A 16,864-nucleotide genomic window follows, 5' to 3' on the forward strand; every position below is an offset into this window, starting at 1 on the left:
TCCGGCACGTATCGTGAGTGCTTGCGGACCGTACGCAGCCGGAACGGCCCGCCGGACGAACGGAATTGACCGACGGCTGCCGGGGGTGGCGACGTGGACGACTACGCGGGACGGGTGCTCGCCGACCGCTACCGCCTGCCGCTGCCGCCGTCCGACGAGTACGAACTCACCGAGAGCCGCGCCTTCGACACCTACAGCGGTCAGGAGGTCCTGGTCCGCCAGGTGCCATTGCCCGAAGTCGTCGAGGCCGAGGTGCTCGACGCGGACGGCCTGCCCGACGGCTTCACGGCCCGGGACGGCGGCGCCCGGCGCCCCGGCAGGCGGACACCGGCCGCCGGCGGCGGAACCAGGCGGCCGGCCGACCCCGTGGTCCGGCGCGCCGTGGAGGCCGCCCAAGCCGCGGCGGCGGTGCCCGACCATCCGCGTCTGGACCAGGTCTTCGACGTCTTCGCCGAGGGCGGTTCGCTGTGGATCGTCAGCGAACTGGTGGCCGCGAGGCCGCTGGCCGCGCTGCTCGCCGAACAGAGCCTGACGCCGTACCGGGCGGCCGAGGTGGCCTCCGACGTCCTGCTGGCGCTGCGGGTGCTGCACACGTACGGCTGGGTGCACCGCAACATCACCGCGCGCACCGTGCTCGTCTGCGACGACGGGCGGGTCGTGCTGACCGGCCTGGCGGTCGGGGCGGCGGAGGAGGCGCTGTGCGGTTACGACCCGGTGCCCCCGCCCCCGGACGAGGAGCCGGGCCCCGCCGTGGACCCGAACGGCACCTTCGGCCCCGGCGGCGGTGTCACGCGGGCCGCGGTCTTCGGACCGGGCGACGCCGACCCCGAGGCCGCCCGGCGGGCCGCCATCGAGGCACGGGGCGTCGGCGGGCTTCCGGCGCCCGGGGCCCCCGGGCCGGGCGGATCCCCCGCCGGGCTCGCGCCCGCGGCGCTCGAGGCCGGCGGGGACGCCCGTGCCGCTCGCGCGGGTGCGATCGCCGCCTACCGTGCGGGGGCCAGGGCCGCGGCGCGCGTCCAGGAGGCCCAGAACGGCCGCGCCGCCCTGCCGGGCGCCCGCCCCGCCCCGGACACCACCGCGTGGACCACCGGTCCCGGGCCCGGCGGTGCGTACGACGGTGACGACGGCCGTTCTCCGCAGGGCATCGAAGCCGGTGGGGCGGGGACCGCCCACGGCGCCGGTGCGGGAGTGGGGGAGCAGGCCGCCGGGACCGATGCCGTGTCCAGGGGTCCAGGGGGCGACGGCGGCCCCGACGACACCGCGTCGTCCGGCGCGCAGGTCCCTCCCGGGCAGATCGCCGACCCCTACGGCGTACGCACCACCTCCTGGCACGCCGCCACCCCCCGCACCCTCGACGACCAGGCGTCCTCCGCCGCCCGTCGCACGGGGGACCCGTCCTTCCCCGCCCCCCGTCCCGCCGGTGAACCGGCGGCCGGGACGGCGCTGCCCGCCGCGCGCCAGGAGGGTACGCCAGGGGCAGGCGCCGCGTGCGGCGAGACCGCCGCCGGGACCGCCGCGCGGCCGCAGGAGGCCGCGCCCGGGCCCGACGCCCCGCCGCACGAGGCCGTCTCCGGGCCGACCGCCCCGCCGCCGGGCGGCGGATCCGCGCCCGCCGCCCGCTGGGACGACCTGGTCGCCCGCACCCCCGCGCCGCGCGGTCCGGCCACCGCGCTCGCCGCCGAGCGGGCCCGGCAGACGCGGATGGCCGTGGTCGGCCCCGTGACCGAGCGCTGGGCGCCGGAACAGGCCGGGCCCGTGCACGAGAACTGGCAGCTGGCCGCGCCCATCGGCCCCGCGACCGACCTGTGGGCCCTGGGCGCCCTGCTCTTCCGCGCCGTACAGGGCCACGCGCCCTACCCGGAGGAGTCGACGGCCGAACTGGTGCAGATCGTGTGCGCGGAGCCGCCCGCGTTCGCCGAGGAGTGCGGGCCGCTGCGGCCGGTCGTGGAGTCGCTGCTGCGTCAGGACCCCACCGAGCGCATCGAGTTCGAGGAACTGAGCGGCTGGCTGCGTTCCCTCGTACGGTCCGCGCCCGAGCCCGAGGCCGGTCTGCACGTCATCTCCGCGCCGCCGCCCGTCGAGACCGGCCGGCTGCCCATAGTCCGCCGCCGCGGCGAGCTGGTGCGCAGGCGGCGCGCCGCACTGCCCGCGCACCACGGACGGCACAAGCGCGGCAGGCAGGAGACCGGCCGCTCCCCCCGCAGCCTCGGTCGGACCCTGCTCCTGCTGATACTGCTGGCGCTGGCCGGCGCGGTCGCCTACGCCATGTTCTTCATGCCCAAGGGCGACACGGGCGCCGACCGGACCGGCGCCGCCGGCGACGCGAGCCAGGCGCCGCCCGCGCGGTCTCCGGAGGCCGGTGACGAGCCCCGGCCGGACCGGACGTCCCCGAAGCCCGAACCCGAAGCCTCGCGGACGGCGGGCGGCACCGAGACGCAGTCCAACATCGCCGAGGGGTTCACCCTGCGCAAGGACCCGGAGGGCTTCCGCGTAGCGGTGGCCGAGGGCTGGAACCGCACCCCGCGCAACGGCAGCGGCCAGGTCGTCTACGGCAAGGGCGACTTCGAGCTCCTCGTCGTACCCGGCCGCGACCGCGCCTCCGAGTTCGGCGACGACCCGATGACCTACCAGCGCGACAGCGAACCCGAGTTGGCGTCGTACCGTGCCTCCAGCTGGGCCACCTCCAGCGGTCTGAAGACCATCGAGGTCGGCGGACGGACCATGGCGGAGGGGCAGTTCACCTGGAGCGGCGCGGGCGGCGAGCTGTACGTGCGCAATGTCGCCATGCTGATCGACGGGCGTTACCACGTGGTGCAGGTCCGCGGTCCGGAGGCGGAGCGTGACGAGGTGAGCCGGCTGTTCGAACAGGCTTCGGCCACCTACCAGTACACGCGCTGACGGCAGTTCGGCCCGATGGTTGCCTCCCGTCACGGAAAGCGACAACCGTCACAGAGCTGTTTCCATGCCACCCCACCCGTTCCCCGGGCGGGAGCCGGTCCCTAGTCTGACCCTGACAAGACCATTGCGGGGCAACGTGAATCAGATGCAGGGCCGGCTCGTCGCGGGACGCTACCGGCTCGGGGAAGCCATCGGCAGCGGCGGCATGGGCCGGGTGTGGCGCGCACACGACGAGGTGCTGCACCGGACCGTCGCCATCAAGGAGTTGACCGCCGCGCTCTACGTCTCGGAGAGCGACCAGGCCATCCTCCTGGCGCGCACCCGGGGCGAGGCGCGCGCGGCGGCGCGGATCAACCACTCCGCCGTCGTCACCGTGCACGACGTGCTCGAGCACGACGGCCGGCCGTGGATCGTGATGGAACTGGTCGAGGGCCGCTCGCTGGCCGACGCCGTCAAGGAGGAGGAGCGGGTTGACCCGCGCGAGGCCGCCCGGATCGGCCTGTGGGTGCTGCGGGCCCTGTGCGCCGCGCACACCGCCGGGGTCCTGCACCGCGACGTCAAGCCGGGCAACGTGCTGCTCGCCGACGACGGCCGGGTGCTGCTCACCGACTTCGGCATCGCACAGATCGAGGGCGACTCCACCATCACCCGGACCGGAGAGGTCGTCGGCTCCGTCGACTACCTCGCGCCCGAACGCGTCCGCGGCCACGATCCCGGGCCCTCCTCCGACCTGTGGGCGCTCGGCGCGACGCTGTACACGGCGGTGGAGGGCAGGTCGCCGTTCCGCCGCACCTCGCCGCTGACCACCATGCAGGCGGTCGTGGAGGAGGAGGCCACCGAGCCCCGGTACGCCGGAGCGCTCGCGCCCGTCATCAGCGCCCTGCTGCGCAAGGATCCGGCCGAACGGCCCGACCCGACCGAGGCCGAGCACCTGCTCGCCCAGGCGGCCGAGGGCCGGCGCCCTGACGCGGCCCAGGCGTACGTGCCGACCACCCGGTACCCGGGGCCCCGGCCGGGGTCGGGCGACACGCTCCACCAGGGGACGCCCGGGGCGGCGGCGATGCCGGGGGCGCCCGGGACACCGGGGGCGCCAGGGGCTCCAGGGACACCGGGAGCGCAAGCGGCCCCGGGACCGATGGGCGGGACCACCGCCACGCCGTACCCGCCGACGACCGGCCCCACCACGGTCGGCCCCGCTCCGGCGGGGTACACGGCGCCGGGTTACGCGACGGGCGGGACCGCGGGCGGGACGACGATCGGGACCGCGGGCGGCATCGCTCCGGCGGCCGCCCCCCGAAGCTCCCGGCGGGTCCGCATGCGCACCCTCGCCATGGTCGTCGCCGTCGCCGCGCTCATCGGCGCCGGCACCGCCGTGGTGCTGCAACAGCGGGACGGGGGAGGCTCGTCGGCCGACTCCGGCCCCACCCGCGCGCCGTCCGGCTCCGCGTCCCCCTCCGCCACGACCGGCCAGGGGCCCGGCGGCGCCGTTCCGGCCGGCTGGGTGAACCGCGACGACCCGCTGGGTTTCAGCCTCTACCTGCCCGAGAACTGGCGGCGGAAGGACTTCGGCGGCGACAGCGGCGAACTCCGGCAGATCGACTACACCCCCGACGGCGGCGAACACGTCCTGCGCATATCCGTCGACACCGCTCCCGACTACAACGACCCGTACGCACACCAGCAGGACCTGGACGCACAGCTCGACGGGCGGCTGGTCGGCTACCGGCGCATCGCCCTGGAACGCGTCGGCTACCGCGACCGCGACAGCGCCCGGTGGGAGTACACCTGGACCGCGCTGGCCAAGGACACCGAGTTCCCCGGCCCGCGCCGCGCCGTGTCGCAGACGTACATGTCCCGCGACGGCGTCGAGTACGCCCTCAACATGTCGGGACCGGCGAGCGACTGGGCGGTCACGCAACGGCGGTTCGCGGCGGTGCTCCAGGGCTGGCAGGAGAAGACCGGCTGAACCGCGCCGTGACCGTGCCGGCGCCGCCGCGACCCGTCGGTTGTCGGCCACCCGTGTGACAGCGGCCCGGAGCCGGTGCGTCCGGTGGGGCATGATGGGACGCATGGTGACCGAGGGGGCGGGCGGGCGTGTCATCGCGGGCCGTTACCGGCTCCACGAGCGGCTCGGCAGCGGCGGCATGGGCATCGTGTGGCGGGCCACCGACCAACTCCTCGCCCGTGAAGTGGCCGTGAAGGCGCTCCCCCTCGACGAGACCCTCTCCGCGGCCGAGGCCCGACGGCGCCGCGAACGCACCCTGCGCGAGGCCCGCGCGGTCGCGCGGTTGCGGCATCCGCACGTCATCGTCGTGCACGACGTGGTCGAGGACGACGAACGCGCGTACATGGTCATGGAACTGGTCGAGGGCGGCTCGCTCGCCGACCGTGTCCTCGGCGACGGTCCCGTCGACGCCGCCGAGGCCGCCCGCATCGGCATCGCCCTGCTCGACGCCCTGGGCACCGCCCACGCCTCCGGGATCCTGCACCGGGACGTGAAACCGTCGAACGTGCTGCTCGCCGAGGACGGCCGGGTCGTCCTCACCGACTTCGGCGTGGCCCAGGTCGCGGGCTCCACCACGCTCACCGAGAACGGCTCCTTCGTCGGCTCCCCCGAGTACACCGCTCCGGAGCGGATGTCCGGGGCCGGGACCGGTCCGGAGTCCGACCTGTGGTCGCTGGGCGTGCTGCTGTGCGCGGTCCTCAGCGGCGCGTCCCCCTTCCACCGCGACTCCCTGGGCGGTGTGCTGCACGCCGTGGTCACCGACGAGATCCGCCCGCCCGCGCAGGCCGCACCCCTCCTGCCGGTCGTACGGGGCCTGCTGGAGCGCGATCCGCGACAGCGGCTGGACGCGTTGTCGGCGCAGCGGATGCTGCGGGCCTTCCTCAGCACGGGCCGTACGCCCGCGACACCGGAGGCGGCCGCGACCGGCGGGCCGCCGCGCCCGCGGCGGAGCGTGAAGCGCGGCGTGCTCATGGCGGTGCTGCTGGTCGTCGCCGCGGCGGGCGCGGGCGCCACGGCGGCCGCGCTGTTCGCGGACGGCGGCGACGACGGGGGCGGTACGCCGGCGAGTTCGGTGCCCGCGACGCCCACGACGGAGCCGGAACCGACTCCGACGCCGACTCTGTCTTCCGGTAGCTAAACGGGATATAAGCGGCAACCCGCGTCACGGGTCTGTGACCGCTGGGCACCCGCGGTGGAAAGGCCCGCGTCCGGCGCGGTATGGATGGACCCATGAGCAGTGACGGGGGGCCCCGCAGCGGGGCGGACGAGCCGACGACTTTTGAGCTGCAACCACCGAACCGGGCCGCCGCGGTGCCGCATCCGGGCAATCCGTACGCGGCACCGACCCAGGTCGTACCGTCGCCGTCGCAGGTGCCCTCGCCGACCCCGCAGGCGCCCTCGCCGACCCCGCCGGCTCCCTCGGCCGCTGCGCCGGACCCGGGGGCCGGGCGGCTCGTCGCCGGGCGTTACCGGCTGACCGCCAGGCTCGGGCACGGCGGCATGGGCACCGTGTGGCGCGCGCAGGACGAGACCGTGGGCCGCGAGGTCGCCGTCAAGGAGCCCCGCGTCCCCGACCACCTTCCCGAACGCGAACGGGACAACGCCTTCGAGCGGATGCGCCGCGAGGCGCGCGCCGCGGCCCGGCTCGACCACCCCGCGGTGGTCGGCGTGCACGACGTGGCGGTCGTGGACGGGCAGCCGTGGATCGTGATGGAGCTGGTGCGCGGGCGCTCCCTGGGCGACGTCCTCCAGGAGGGCACCCTGGGCGCGCGCGAGGCGGCCCGGATCGGTCTGGAGGTGCTCGGCGCACTGGAGGCGGCGCACGCCGCCGGCGTCCTGCACCGGGACGTGAAGCCGGACAACGTCCTGCTCGGCCGGCACGAGCGGGTCGTGCTCACCGACTTCGGCATCGCCCAGATCGAGGGCGAGACCAGCCTGACCGACACCGGCGGCTTCGTCGGCTCGCCCGAGTACATCGCCCCGGAACGGGTGCTGGGCCGGCGCCCCGGACCGGCGAGCGACCTGTGGTCCCTGGGCGTGGTGCTGTACGCGGCGACGGAGGGCGTCTCGCCGTTCCGGCGCAGCAACACCCCCGCCACGCTCCAGTCGGTGCTCAACGCCATGCCCGCGCCGCCCGCCTCCGCGCAGGGCCCGCTGGCCGAGGTGATCACCGGCCTGCTGGACAAGGACCCGGAGCGCCGTCCGGACGCCGCCCGGGTCCGTGCCCTGCTGGACGCCGCCGCCAACCCGCCCGCGCCGCCGCCCACCCAGGCGGTCCGGCTCGAAGCGCCGCAGGGACCGGGCGCGGCGCCCCCGTCCCGCTGGAGCGTCCGGCTCGGCCGCAACGCGTGGATCACCCTCGGCGCGGTGGCCGTCGCGGCGGCGGTGGCGTCGTACCTCGTGGTCGCCGACCCCTTCGCGGGCACCCTGCCCGAGGGCTGGAAGCAGCACGACCTGGGCGACAAGGTGGGCATGAGCGTCGGTGTGCCCGCCGAGTTCGTGAAGGGGAAGCACCCGGAGGACTGGGACGGCACCAACGAGACGTTCGCCGACCCGAGCGGGGCCGTCACCGTCGTCGTGGACCGGGACATCAAGGCCGACGACAAGGACGACAAGATCCCGGACACCGCCGGCGCCAACGCCTGGGCGGACTGGGAGATGCTCAAGGACGGCGAGTACTCCTGGGACTTCGCCGCCGACCCCGCGCCCGAGGGCGAGCCGAGCGAGGCCGAGTACAAGGGCGAGAAGGCCGCCGAGAACACCATCCGCTACACGACCGCGGACACGCAGAACCCCCGCGCCCGCGAGTTCCGCATCCTGTACTACCGGGCCGGCAACGGTGACATGTACAAGGTGTCGGTCGACTACCCCCGCGAGGGCTACTTCGCCGACGAGGGACGGGAGATCGCCCGGACGGTGATCGCCAACTGGGAGGTCGACAAGCTCTGATGACGGACCGGGGACGGCTGGTCGGCGAGCGCTACCGGCTGCTGCGGCGCGTCGGCTCCGGCGCGCAGGGCACCGTCTGGCGCGGTCTCGACGAGGCCGCCGGGCGCGACGTCGCCGTCAGGCGGCCGCGGCTGCCCGGTGACCCGGGCGACGAGGCGTACCGCCGGGCCGCCCACCGTCTCCACCACGAGGTCCGGGCCGCCGCCCGCGTCGACCACCCCGCCGCCGTCCGCATCCACGACGTGGTCGTCGAGGAGGCCGGGCCCGACGGACTGCCCTGGATCGTCATGGAGTGGGTCCCCGGCGAGTCCCTGCACGAGGCGCTCCTGCGCGGTCCGCTCCCGCCCCCCGAGGCGGCCCGCGTCGGCCTCGCCGTCCTGGGCGCACTGCGCGCCGCGCACGCCGTCGGCATCGTGCACCGCGCGGTCGGACCCGCCAACGTGCTGCTCGGCCCGCACGGCCGCGTCGCCCTCACCGGCTTCGGCACCGCCCGCCCGCCCGGCGAGGAAGCCCTCCGGGGCGGCGGCCCCGCGGCCGACCTGCGGTCCCTGGGCGCCCTGCTGCACACCGCCGTGACGGGCGACGGGCCGGCGGGCGGGCCGCTGGGCCCGCTGGGGGCGCTGGCCGGCCGGCTGCGGTCGCCGGACGCCGGGGAGCGGCCGGGGGCGGAGGAGACCGCCCGGCTGCTTGAGGCGGTGATCTCCGTCGCGGCGCCCGCCCCGGAGCGAAGAGAAGCGATCCGGTCCAGCCCTTCGACGTAACCCCCTGATCAGCGGGTTTGTTGCCAGCGATCACTGGCGGTGTGTGAGCACTCGGTGAATCACGGTGAATCACCGTTACCGACGGGTACACAAAGTGCGTCCGGCGTCATACCCTGCGGCTCATGACGGACGCGCAGGCCCCGGAACTCACCGGCACGAACCCCCTCGCCCCCACCCCGGAGGGCGCCCGCACGGCTGCCGACGTGGTCACGCCCGAGCTGGTCGCCCAGCTCACCAAGGGCGTGGCCGGGTCCGGCCGCACCGCCAACCACACCCCGTTCACCGGCGAGAAGCTGGCCGACCTGCCCGAGTCCACGCCCGAGGACGTCGCCGGCGCCTTCGAACGGGCCCGCGCCGCCCAGGCCGTGTGGGCGCAGGTGCCGGTGCGGCAGCGGGCCGCGGTCCTGCTGCGCTTCCACGACCTGGTCCTCGCGCGCCAGGCCGAGGTCCTCGACCTCATCCAGCTGGAGACCGGCAAGGCCCGCCTGCACGCCCACGAGGAGGTCCAGGCCGTCGCCGTCGCCGCCCGGCACTACGGCCGCAAGGCCCCGGCGTACCTGCGCCCCAAGCGGCACACCGGCGCCGTACCGACCCTCACCAAGGTGACCGAGCTGCGCCACCCGCGCGGCGTCGTCGGCCAGATCGCCCCCTGGAACTACCCCCTGGAGCTGTCCGTCGGCGACGCGCTCCCCGCCTTCGTCGCGGGCAACGCCGTCGTGATGAAGCCCGACACCGAGACCTGCCTGACCGCCCTGTGGGCCCGCGACCTGCTCGTCGAGGCCGGGCTGCCCGCCGAGGTCTTCCAGGTCGTCCTCGGCGAAGGACCCGTCGTCGGCCCCGAGGTCGTCAAGCACGCCGACTACGTCTCCTTCACCGGCTCCACCCGCACCGGCCGCGAGGTCGCCCAGGGCGCGGCGGCCCGCCTGGTCGGCGTCTCCCTCGAACTCGGCGGCAAGAACGCCATGCTGGTCCTGGAGGACGCCGACATCGAGAAGGCCGCGGCGGGCGCCGTCCGCGCCTGCTTCTCCTCGGCCGGCCAGCTCTGCATCTCCATCGAGCGGCTCTACGTCCACGAGTCCGTCGCCGACGCCTTCCTGGACCGCTTCGCCGCCCGCACCAGGGCCATGCGGCTCGGCACCTCCCTCTCCTACGGCGCCGACATGGGCTCGCTGGTGGGGGAGCGGCAGCTGGAAACCGTGACGCGGCACGTCGCGGACGCCGTGGAACGGGGCGCCAAGCTCGTCGCCGGCGGCGTCGCCCGCCCGGACATCGGCCCGTACTTCTACGAGCCGACCATCCTCGACGGTGTCGCCGCCCCCATGACCGTGTGCACCGAGGAGACCTTCGGCCCGGTCGTCTCCGTCTACCGCTTCACGACCGAGGACGAGGCCGTCGAGCACGCCAACTCCACGCCGTACGGCCTGAACTCCTCGGTGTGGACGAAGAACGCCCGGCGCGGCCACGAGGTCGCCGCGCGGATGCGCACCGGCACCGTCAACATCAACGAGGGGTACGCCCCCGCCTACGGCAGCGCCCAGTCCCCGATGGGCGGCATGAAGGACTCCGGCCTCGGCCGCCGGCACGGCTCCGAGGGCATCCTCAAGTACACCGAGGCCCAGACGGTCGCCCACCAGCGCCTGCTGCCGATGGCGCCGTCCCTCGGCATGGACGACGAGAAGTACGCGGCGTTCATGAGCCGCAGCCTGCGCCTGATGAAGGCGTTCCGCTTCCGCTGACCCACCCAACCACCGCCCGTTCTCAACGAGGAGAGCACGTGTCGCAGGAGAACTCTGTCCAGACCCGGGACGAGAACGGGTACGACTACGACGTCCTCGTCGTGGGATCCGGCTTCGGCGGCTCCGTGTCCGCCCTCCGCCTCACCGAGAAGGGCTACCGCGTCGGCGTCCTGGAGGCCGGCCGCCGCTTCACCCGCGAGTCCCTGCCCAAGAACTCCTGGGACCTGAAGAACTACCTCTGGGCGCCCAGGCTCGGCATGTTCGGCATCCAGCGCATCCACCTGCTCGGGAATGTCATGGTCCTGGCGGGCGCCGGCGTCGGCGGTGGCTCCCTCAACTACGCCAACACCCTCTACGTGCCGCCGAAGCCCTTCTTCGACGACCCCCAGTGGCGCGACATCACCGACTGGCACGAGGAGCTGACGCCGTACTACGACCAGGCCCGGCGCATGCTCGGCGTCCGCCTGAACCCGACGATGACCCCCTCCGACGTGCACCTGAAGGCCGCCGCCGAGAAGATGGGCTGCGGCGACACCTTCCACATGGCCCCGGTCGGCGTCTTCTTCGGCGACGGCGAGGACGCCGACGGCAAGACGAGGGCCAGGCCCGGCGAGCAGGTGCCCGACCCGTACTTCGGCGGTGCGGGCCCCGACCGCAAGGCCTGCAACGAGTGCGGCGAGTGCATGACCGGCTGCCGGCACGGCGCGAAGAACACCCTCAACGAGAACTACCTGTACCTCGCCGAGAAGGCGGGCGCCGTCGTGCACCCGATGACGACGGTCGTCTCCGTCACGGACGACTCGCGGGGCGGATTCGCCGTCGCCACGCTCCCCACCGACCGCAAGGGCCGTGGGAAGAAGGCCGCGGGCCGCACCTTCACCGCCCGCCGGGTCGTCATAGCCGCCGGCACCTACGGCACCCAGACCCTGCTGCACCGCATGAAGGCGGGCGGCCAGCTCCCTTACCTGTCCGACAAGCTCGGTGACCTGACCCGCACCAACTCCGAGGCGCTGGTGGGCGCCCAGACCGACGACCGGCGCTACCGCCGGGCCACCGGCGAGGCACGGGCCGACTTCACGCGCGGCGTCGCCATCACGTCCTCGGTCCATCCGGACGCCAACACCCACATCGAACCGGTGCGTTACGGCAAGGGCTCCAACTCGATGGGCGGCCTGTCCATCCTCCAGGTCCCCTACGCCGGGCAGACCGCGTCCGGGGCCTCGCGCGTCCTGGGCTTCCTCGGCCACGCGGCCAAGCACCCGCTGCTGGTCCTGCGTTCGCTGTCCAACCGCAAGTGGTCCGAGCGGACCATCATCGGCCTGGTCATGCAGTCCCTGGACAACTCCCTGACCACGCACCTGAAGCCCACGGGCGTCGGCAAGGGCCTGCTCACCGCCCGCCAGGGCCACGGCTCGCCCAACCCCAAGCAGATCGAGGCCGCCACCGAGGGCGCCTCCGCACTCGCCGCCGAGATCAACGGCTTCGCCGGCTCCAACGTCGGCGAACTGATGGGCACCCCGCTCACCGCCCACTTCCTCGGCGGCTGCCCCATCGGCGCCTCCCGCGAGACCGGCGTCATCGACCCGTACCACCGGCTCTACGGCCACCCCGGCATCTCGGTCGTCGACGGCGCCGCCGTCTCGGCCAACCTCGGTGTCAATCCGTCCCTGACCATCACGGCGCAGGCCGAGCGCGCCATGTCGTACTGGCCCAACAAGGGCGAGAGCGACCCGCGCCCCGCGCAGGGTGCCGCGTACGCACGTCTCGCCGCCGTCGAGCCCCACGCCCCGGCCGTCCCGGAGAAGGCGTTCGGCGCGCTGCGGCTGCCGCTCCTCGACGTGCCCGCCGTGCCGCCGAAGAAGTAGCGGCGCCCCGGCGGCCTCCGGAGAAACGAAAAAGGTGAGTGGGACCCGCACCCCCCTCCGAGCGCGGGTTCCACTCACCCAGCCTGTGTCACACCGCCGCAGCGGGCGTCACGCGTCCGAGCCGGCCTTGCGCCGGCGCACCACGAACACCGCACCGCCGCCGACGACCACGGCGAGCCCGCCGACGAGGCCGATCACCGGCAGCGCCGAGCCGGCGCCGGTCGAGGCGAGGCTGCCGGTGACCTCCGGGGCGTCGGCGGCCTGCTTCTCGACGGTGACGGGCGCGACGGGTGCCTTGCCGCCTTCCTGCGGCCGGGTGCCCTCCGTGTCCGTGCCGGGGGCCACGATCCGGAACTTGTAGGCGACGTCGCCGAAGCCGGTGCACTCGCCGTCGGCGTCGCCGTAGATCGTCGCGCCGAGCGTGAAGCCCGCGCCGACCGGAGCGCCGGCCCGCACGTTGATCCGCATCGGGATGGCGACCTCGTAGTCGGGCGCCAGCTCGTCGGTGTAACCGATGTATCCGACCGCGTAGCCGAGTTCGTCGAGGTCCTCCCAGGACTCGTCCTGGGGGTTCCAGGCCTGGAGGCCGACCTTCTCGCTCTCGAACAGGTCCTCGCCGTCGAGGTCGGCGGAGGCGCCGGCCAGGTACTCGAGGTTCTGAAGCGTCGAACCGGAGTTGTTGGCCACGTTCAGCGAGAACTCGTGCCAGCCGCTGCCCGCCGCGATCTCGCCGGGCAGGCCCTCGATGTCGACGTCGACCTTGGTGTCCGCGCACACGGACGGCTCGGGGTCCGGGGCCTGCGATTCCTCCGGTTCCCCCGATTCCCCCGATTCCTCCGGAGCGGAGGCGCTCGGGGACGGGACCGCGGGGGCGGACGTGGTCGACTCCGAGGAGTCGGGGGCGGGGGACTCCTCCTCGCCGGTGCCCTCCTCGCCGGTTTCCTCCGTCGCGCTCGGGGAGCCCGTCGGGCTGCCTGTGGCGTCGCCGGGAGCGGGGTCGGTCGCGGTCTCGCTCGCCGTCTCGTCGGTCACATCCGTCTCGTCCGGTGAGGCGGACGTGGAGGCGGACGGGGACGCCGACGTGTCACCCGTCGCATGGGCGGACGGGGCCGCGAGGAGCGCGGCGGGGGCGACCACCGCCGTGACGGCGGCTGCGGCCAGGGCGCGACGAAGCTTCATGCCCGGTGTGATCAACGAAACCTGTGAATGGTTGTCCCCACATTCACAGAATCCTTATGTGGCCTGCGTCACTGCATCGTCGTCGGTGGGCGGCACGGCGAAGGGCCCCGCGGGCTGCGGCCGCAGGGCCCTCCCTCTCAGCCGGCACCGGCGTCAGGGCGGCGCCGGTGCCTCGGAGCGGCGCCGGGGGGTTGCGCCGCTTGCCTGGGATGCCTGTGTGAACGGGGGACCCGTCCCGTCGGCCGGCCCCGGGCGTCCCCGGAGCCGGCCGTTCTCTTGGGTGACCGGGCTGCTGTCCCCTGCCGTCCGGTCACTTTCCTGGAGCGAGGTCCCACGACGTCCGGCACGATCCGTACGTCTCATCGCTCCAGCGAGCCACGCGTGGTTCTTTCGGGCCCGCCCCTGGCTGACACGGACACCGGGACCAACGAAGCCGCTCGCCCGCCGGTCACGCGCCGTACGGGTGAGAAGGCGCCCGAACTCAGATACGACCCCGCTCGCGCCGCTCTCGCGGACGTGTCAGACGCGCCCGCGGCACAGCTCCAGCATCGTCATCGCCAGCGCCGTGCCCGGCTTGCCCAGCGCCTGCCGGTAGTGGTCGAGCACCTCCATCTCGCGCGAGAGGTTCACGCGCCGGCCGCCCGAGGTGATCCGCGCCTCCTGGATGACCGCGGAGACGGCCATCCGTTCCTGGATCAGCCCGATGATCCGGTCGTCCAGGGAGTCGATGCGCTCGCGCGCGCCGGTGATCACGTCGGCGGCCTCGGGGGTGTGGGCGCCGGTCTTGTCCGAAGCGGTGGCGGTCATGTCGGTGGCTCCTCGCCGAAGGGTGGCGGCACCCCGGACCGGCACGGTCCGCAAACGCCAGGCGCCCCGGACCTTGTCGGCCCGGGGCGCCTGGGAAGTCGCTTGTCAGTTGCTCAAGCAGCACGACCATGGCAGCCGGTGGGCCGGTTGCCATAGGTAAACAGGAAGGTCTGGTGCTTGCGCATGGGCCCAGTATGCCCCCGCGACGGTCGGTGTCCAAGCCGGTTCGCATGGTGAGACCCGGCGGCGGGACCCGGACCGGGGAGACGGTGGGGCCGGGGCGCCCGCCCACCTCGGTAGAATCGGGAGGACAAGCCCCCGCCCGACCGCCGGAAGGCACCCCGTGTCATCAGCGACTCCCGCTGCCGCCGCCCCCGACACCGTCCTGGTCGTCGACTTCGGCGCGCAGTACGCCCAGCTCATCGCCCGCCGTGTCCGCGAGGCGCGGGTCTACAGCGAGATCGTGCCGAGTTCCATGCCGGTCGAGGAGATCCTCGCCAAGAACCCGGCGGCCATCATCCTCTCGGGCGGCCCCTCCTCGGTGTACGAGCCGGGTGCCCCGACCCTCGACCGCTCCCTGTTCGAGGCCGGCGTCCCCGTCTTCGGCATGTGCTACGGCTTCCAGCTGATGGCGCGGACCCTCGGCGGCACCGTCGACAACTCCGGCGCCCGCGAGTACGGCCGGACCGACCTCACGGTCTCCAAGCCGTCCTCCACCCTCTTCGAGGGCACCCCGGCGGAGCAGGAGGTGTGGATGTCGCACGGCGACGCCTGCTCCGCCGCCCCCGAGGGCTTCACCGTCACCGGCTCCACGGACGTCGTCCCGGTCGCCGCCTTCGAGAACGACGAGAAGAAGCTCTACGGCGTCCAGTACCACCCCGAGGTCATGCACTCCACGCACGGGCAGCAGGTGCTGGAGCACTTCCTGTACCGCGGTGCGGGCCTGCGCCCCGACTGGACCACGGGCAACGTGATCGAGGAGCAGGTCGCCGCCATCCGCGAGCAGGTCGGCGACAAGCGCGCCATCTGCGGCCTGTCCGGCGGCGTGGACTCCGCGGTCGCCGCGGCCCTCGTCCAGAAGGCCATCGGCTCCCAGCTGACCTGCGTCTACGTCGACCACGGCCTGATGCGCAAGGGTGAGACCGAGCAGGTCGAGAAGGACTTCGTGGCCGCGACCGGCGTGCAGCTGAAGGTCGTGGACGCCGAGGAGCGGTTCCTCAAGGCGCTCGCCGGGGTGTCCGACCCCGAGGAGAAGCGGAAGATCATCGGGCGCGAGTTCATCCGGGTCTTCGAGCAGGCGCAGCTGGAGATCATGAAGGAGGACGGCCCGGAGGTCGCCTTCCTCGTGCAGGGCACGCTCTACCCGGACGTCGTCGAGTCCGGCGGCGGCACCGGCACCGCCAACATCAAGTCCCACCACAACGTGGGCGGCCTCCCCGACGACATCGAGTTCGAGCTCGTCGAGCCGCTGCGCCAGCTGTTCAAGGACGAGGTCCGGATGGTCGGCCAGGAGCTGGGCCTGCCGGACGAGATCGTCCAGCGCCAGCCGTTCCCGGGCCCGGGCCTCGGCATCCGCATCGTCGGCGAGGTCACCAAGGAACGGCTCGACCTGCTCCGCGAGGCCGACGCCATCGCCCGCGAGGAGCTGACCGCGGCCGGCCTCGACCGCGACATCTGGCAGTGCCCCGTGGTGCTGCTGGCCGACGTCCGCTCCGTCGGGGTCCAGGGCGACGGCCGCACCTACGGCCACCCGATCGTCCTGCGCCCGGTCTCCTCCGAGGACGCCATGACGGCGGACTGGTCCCGGCTGCCGTACGACGTGCTGTCCAGGATCTCGACCCGCATCACCAACGAGGTCAAGGACGTCAACCGCGTCGTCCTCGACGTGACCTCGAAGCCGCCGGGGACGATCGAGTGGGAGTAGGCCCAGTGGGCCAGTAGGTCCTAGGCGCGCCTGACGGTGCGCAGAGGCTTTCCGGGCTGCCAGATTTCGACGACCAGGTACCTGTCGTCCTCCACGGAGGTGCGCACGACCTCCGTCAGCTCGGTACGGAAGAGGTGGAACGGCTCCGGCGGTTCCACCTCTTTCACGTACCCGCTCTTCGTCTCCGGGTCGTCCACCTCGACCGCCCGCCCGGCGATCCGTACGTCTCCACCGCCCATGCCGGTGCCGTCCCCCGGGTTCGCCTGGAGTGCGAAGCGCGGGTCGCGGCGCAGGTCGAGCGCCTTGAGGGAGCCCGGCATCATGCCGAGCCACAGCTCGCCGCTCAGGAAACGCACCTCCAGGCCGGTGGTGCGGGGCGAGCCGTCCTTGCGGAGGGTGGCGAGGACGTGGTGCGTGTACGCGCCGAAGCGCGCCTCGACGGTGCCGGCCAGCGCGGGTTCGGCGGCGGCGAAACCGGCCCAGTTCACGGGGGTGCCTGAAGTCATACGCCGAGTGTGGCCCCGAATACCGACACCTCCTGTCGGGATACCGGTCAACACGGTGATCCGCGCGTCACCCCCGCTGAGCAGACGTAAGGCGGGCCCATGGGCGGGGGAGGGCCGGGATACGGCACAATTCGCTGGCGTCCCAAGGGATTTGGAGGCTCCCACGGCCTTCTGCTCCCGGGTTTTCCGGACGGGTTCTTTCACAGGGTGCACAGGGTGCGGGAAGGCGGCGTC

At 73.9% G+C, this 16,864-nt stretch carries 10 protein-coding genes and 1 pseudogene; 8 read left to right on the plus strand and 3 right to left on the minus strand.

Going from position 1 to position 16,864, the window contains the following annotated elements:
- Positions 1 to 93: 93 nt before the first annotated feature.
- From Sco07f_RS16000 to Sco07f_RS16030, 7 genes and pseudogenes are all read left to right on the plus strand, one after another.
- Positions 94 to 2,898, plus strand: a complete 2,805-nt coding sequence (locus Sco07f_RS16000; protein ID WP_108988204.1) for a serine/threonine kinase C-terminal domain-containing protein — start codon at positions 94 to 96, stop codon at positions 2,896 to 2,898.
- Positions 2,899 to 3,043: 145 nt separating this feature from the next.
- Positions 3,044 to 4,864, plus strand: a complete 1,821-nt coding sequence (locus Sco07f_RS16005) for a protein kinase domain-containing protein (RefSeq protein ID WP_167468127.1) — start codon at positions 3,044 to 3,046, stop codon at positions 4,862 to 4,864.
- A gap of 94 nt (positions 4,865 to 4,958) precedes the next feature.
- Positions 4,959 to 6,041, plus strand: coding sequence for a serine/threonine-protein kinase (locus tag Sco07f_RS16010; RefSeq protein WP_108988351.1), 1,083 nt, complete (start codon positions 4,959 to 4,961; stop codon positions 6,039 to 6,041).
- Between the two features lie 92 nt (positions 6,042 to 6,133).
- A complete protein-coding gene (locus Sco07f_RS16015) occupies positions 6,134 to 7,852 on the plus strand; it encodes a serine/threonine-protein kinase (RefSeq protein ID WP_167468115.1) in 1,719 nt (572 codons plus the stop codon).
- A pseudogene (locus Sco07f_RS16020) lies at positions 7,852 to 8,550 on the plus strand (serine/threonine-protein kinase); the annotation flags it as partial. The gene Sco07f_RS16015 and the pseudogene Sco07f_RS16020, both read left to right, overlap by 1 nt.
- A gap of 185 nt (positions 8,551 to 8,735) precedes the next feature.
- Positions 8,736 to 10,349: a succinic semialdehyde dehydrogenase gene (locus Sco07f_RS16025; protein ID WP_108988207.1), complete on the plus strand. Its 1,614-nt coding sequence runs from the start codon at positions 8,736 to 8,738 to the stop codon at positions 10,347 to 10,349.
- Between the two features lie 38 nt (positions 10,350 to 10,387).
- Positions 10,388 to 12,214: a GMC oxidoreductase gene (locus Sco07f_RS16030; RefSeq protein ID WP_108988208.1), complete on the plus strand. Its 1,827-nt coding sequence runs from the start codon at positions 10,388 to 10,390 to the stop codon at positions 12,212 to 12,214.
- Between the two features lie 108 nt (positions 12,215 to 12,322).
- Here Sco07f_RS16030 and Sco07f_RS40130 read toward each other — a convergent pair whose 3' ends face one another.
- Both Sco07f_RS40130 and Sco07f_RS16040 read right to left on the minus strand, forming a co-directional pair.
- Entirely contained in the window at positions 12,323 to 13,393 is a 1,071-nt protein-coding gene (locus Sco07f_RS40130) for an LPXTG cell wall anchor domain-containing protein (RefSeq protein WP_167468116.1), read from the minus strand.
- 519 nt (positions 13,394 to 13,912) lie between these two features.
- A complete protein-coding gene (locus Sco07f_RS16040; RefSeq protein WP_054099518.1) occupies positions 13,913 to 14,200 on the minus strand; it encodes a chorismate mutase in 288 nt (95 codons plus the stop codon).
- Between the two features lie 343 nt (positions 14,201 to 14,543).
- On the opposite strand from Sco07f_RS16040, the gene guaA reads away from it, so the two are divergent.
- Complete coding sequence (guaA, locus tag Sco07f_RS16045; protein WP_007444013.1) at positions 14,544 to 16,124, plus strand: glutamine-hydrolyzing GMP synthase; 1,581 nt, start codon at positions 14,544 to 14,546, stop codon at positions 16,122 to 16,124.
- Between the two features lie 20 nt (positions 16,125 to 16,144).
- Here guaA and Sco07f_RS16050 read toward each other — a convergent pair whose 3' ends face one another.
- A complete protein-coding gene (locus Sco07f_RS16050; RefSeq protein WP_054099519.1) occupies positions 16,145 to 16,630 on the minus strand; it encodes a pyridoxamine 5'-phosphate oxidase family protein in 486 nt (161 codons plus the stop codon).
- Between the last annotated feature and the right edge of the window lie 234 nt (positions 16,631 to 16,864).

The organism is Streptomyces coelicoflavus (genome assembly GCF_003112555.1).
GTDB lineage: Bacteria > Actinomycetota > Actinomycetes > Streptomycetales > Streptomycetaceae > Streptomyces > Streptomyces coelicoflavus.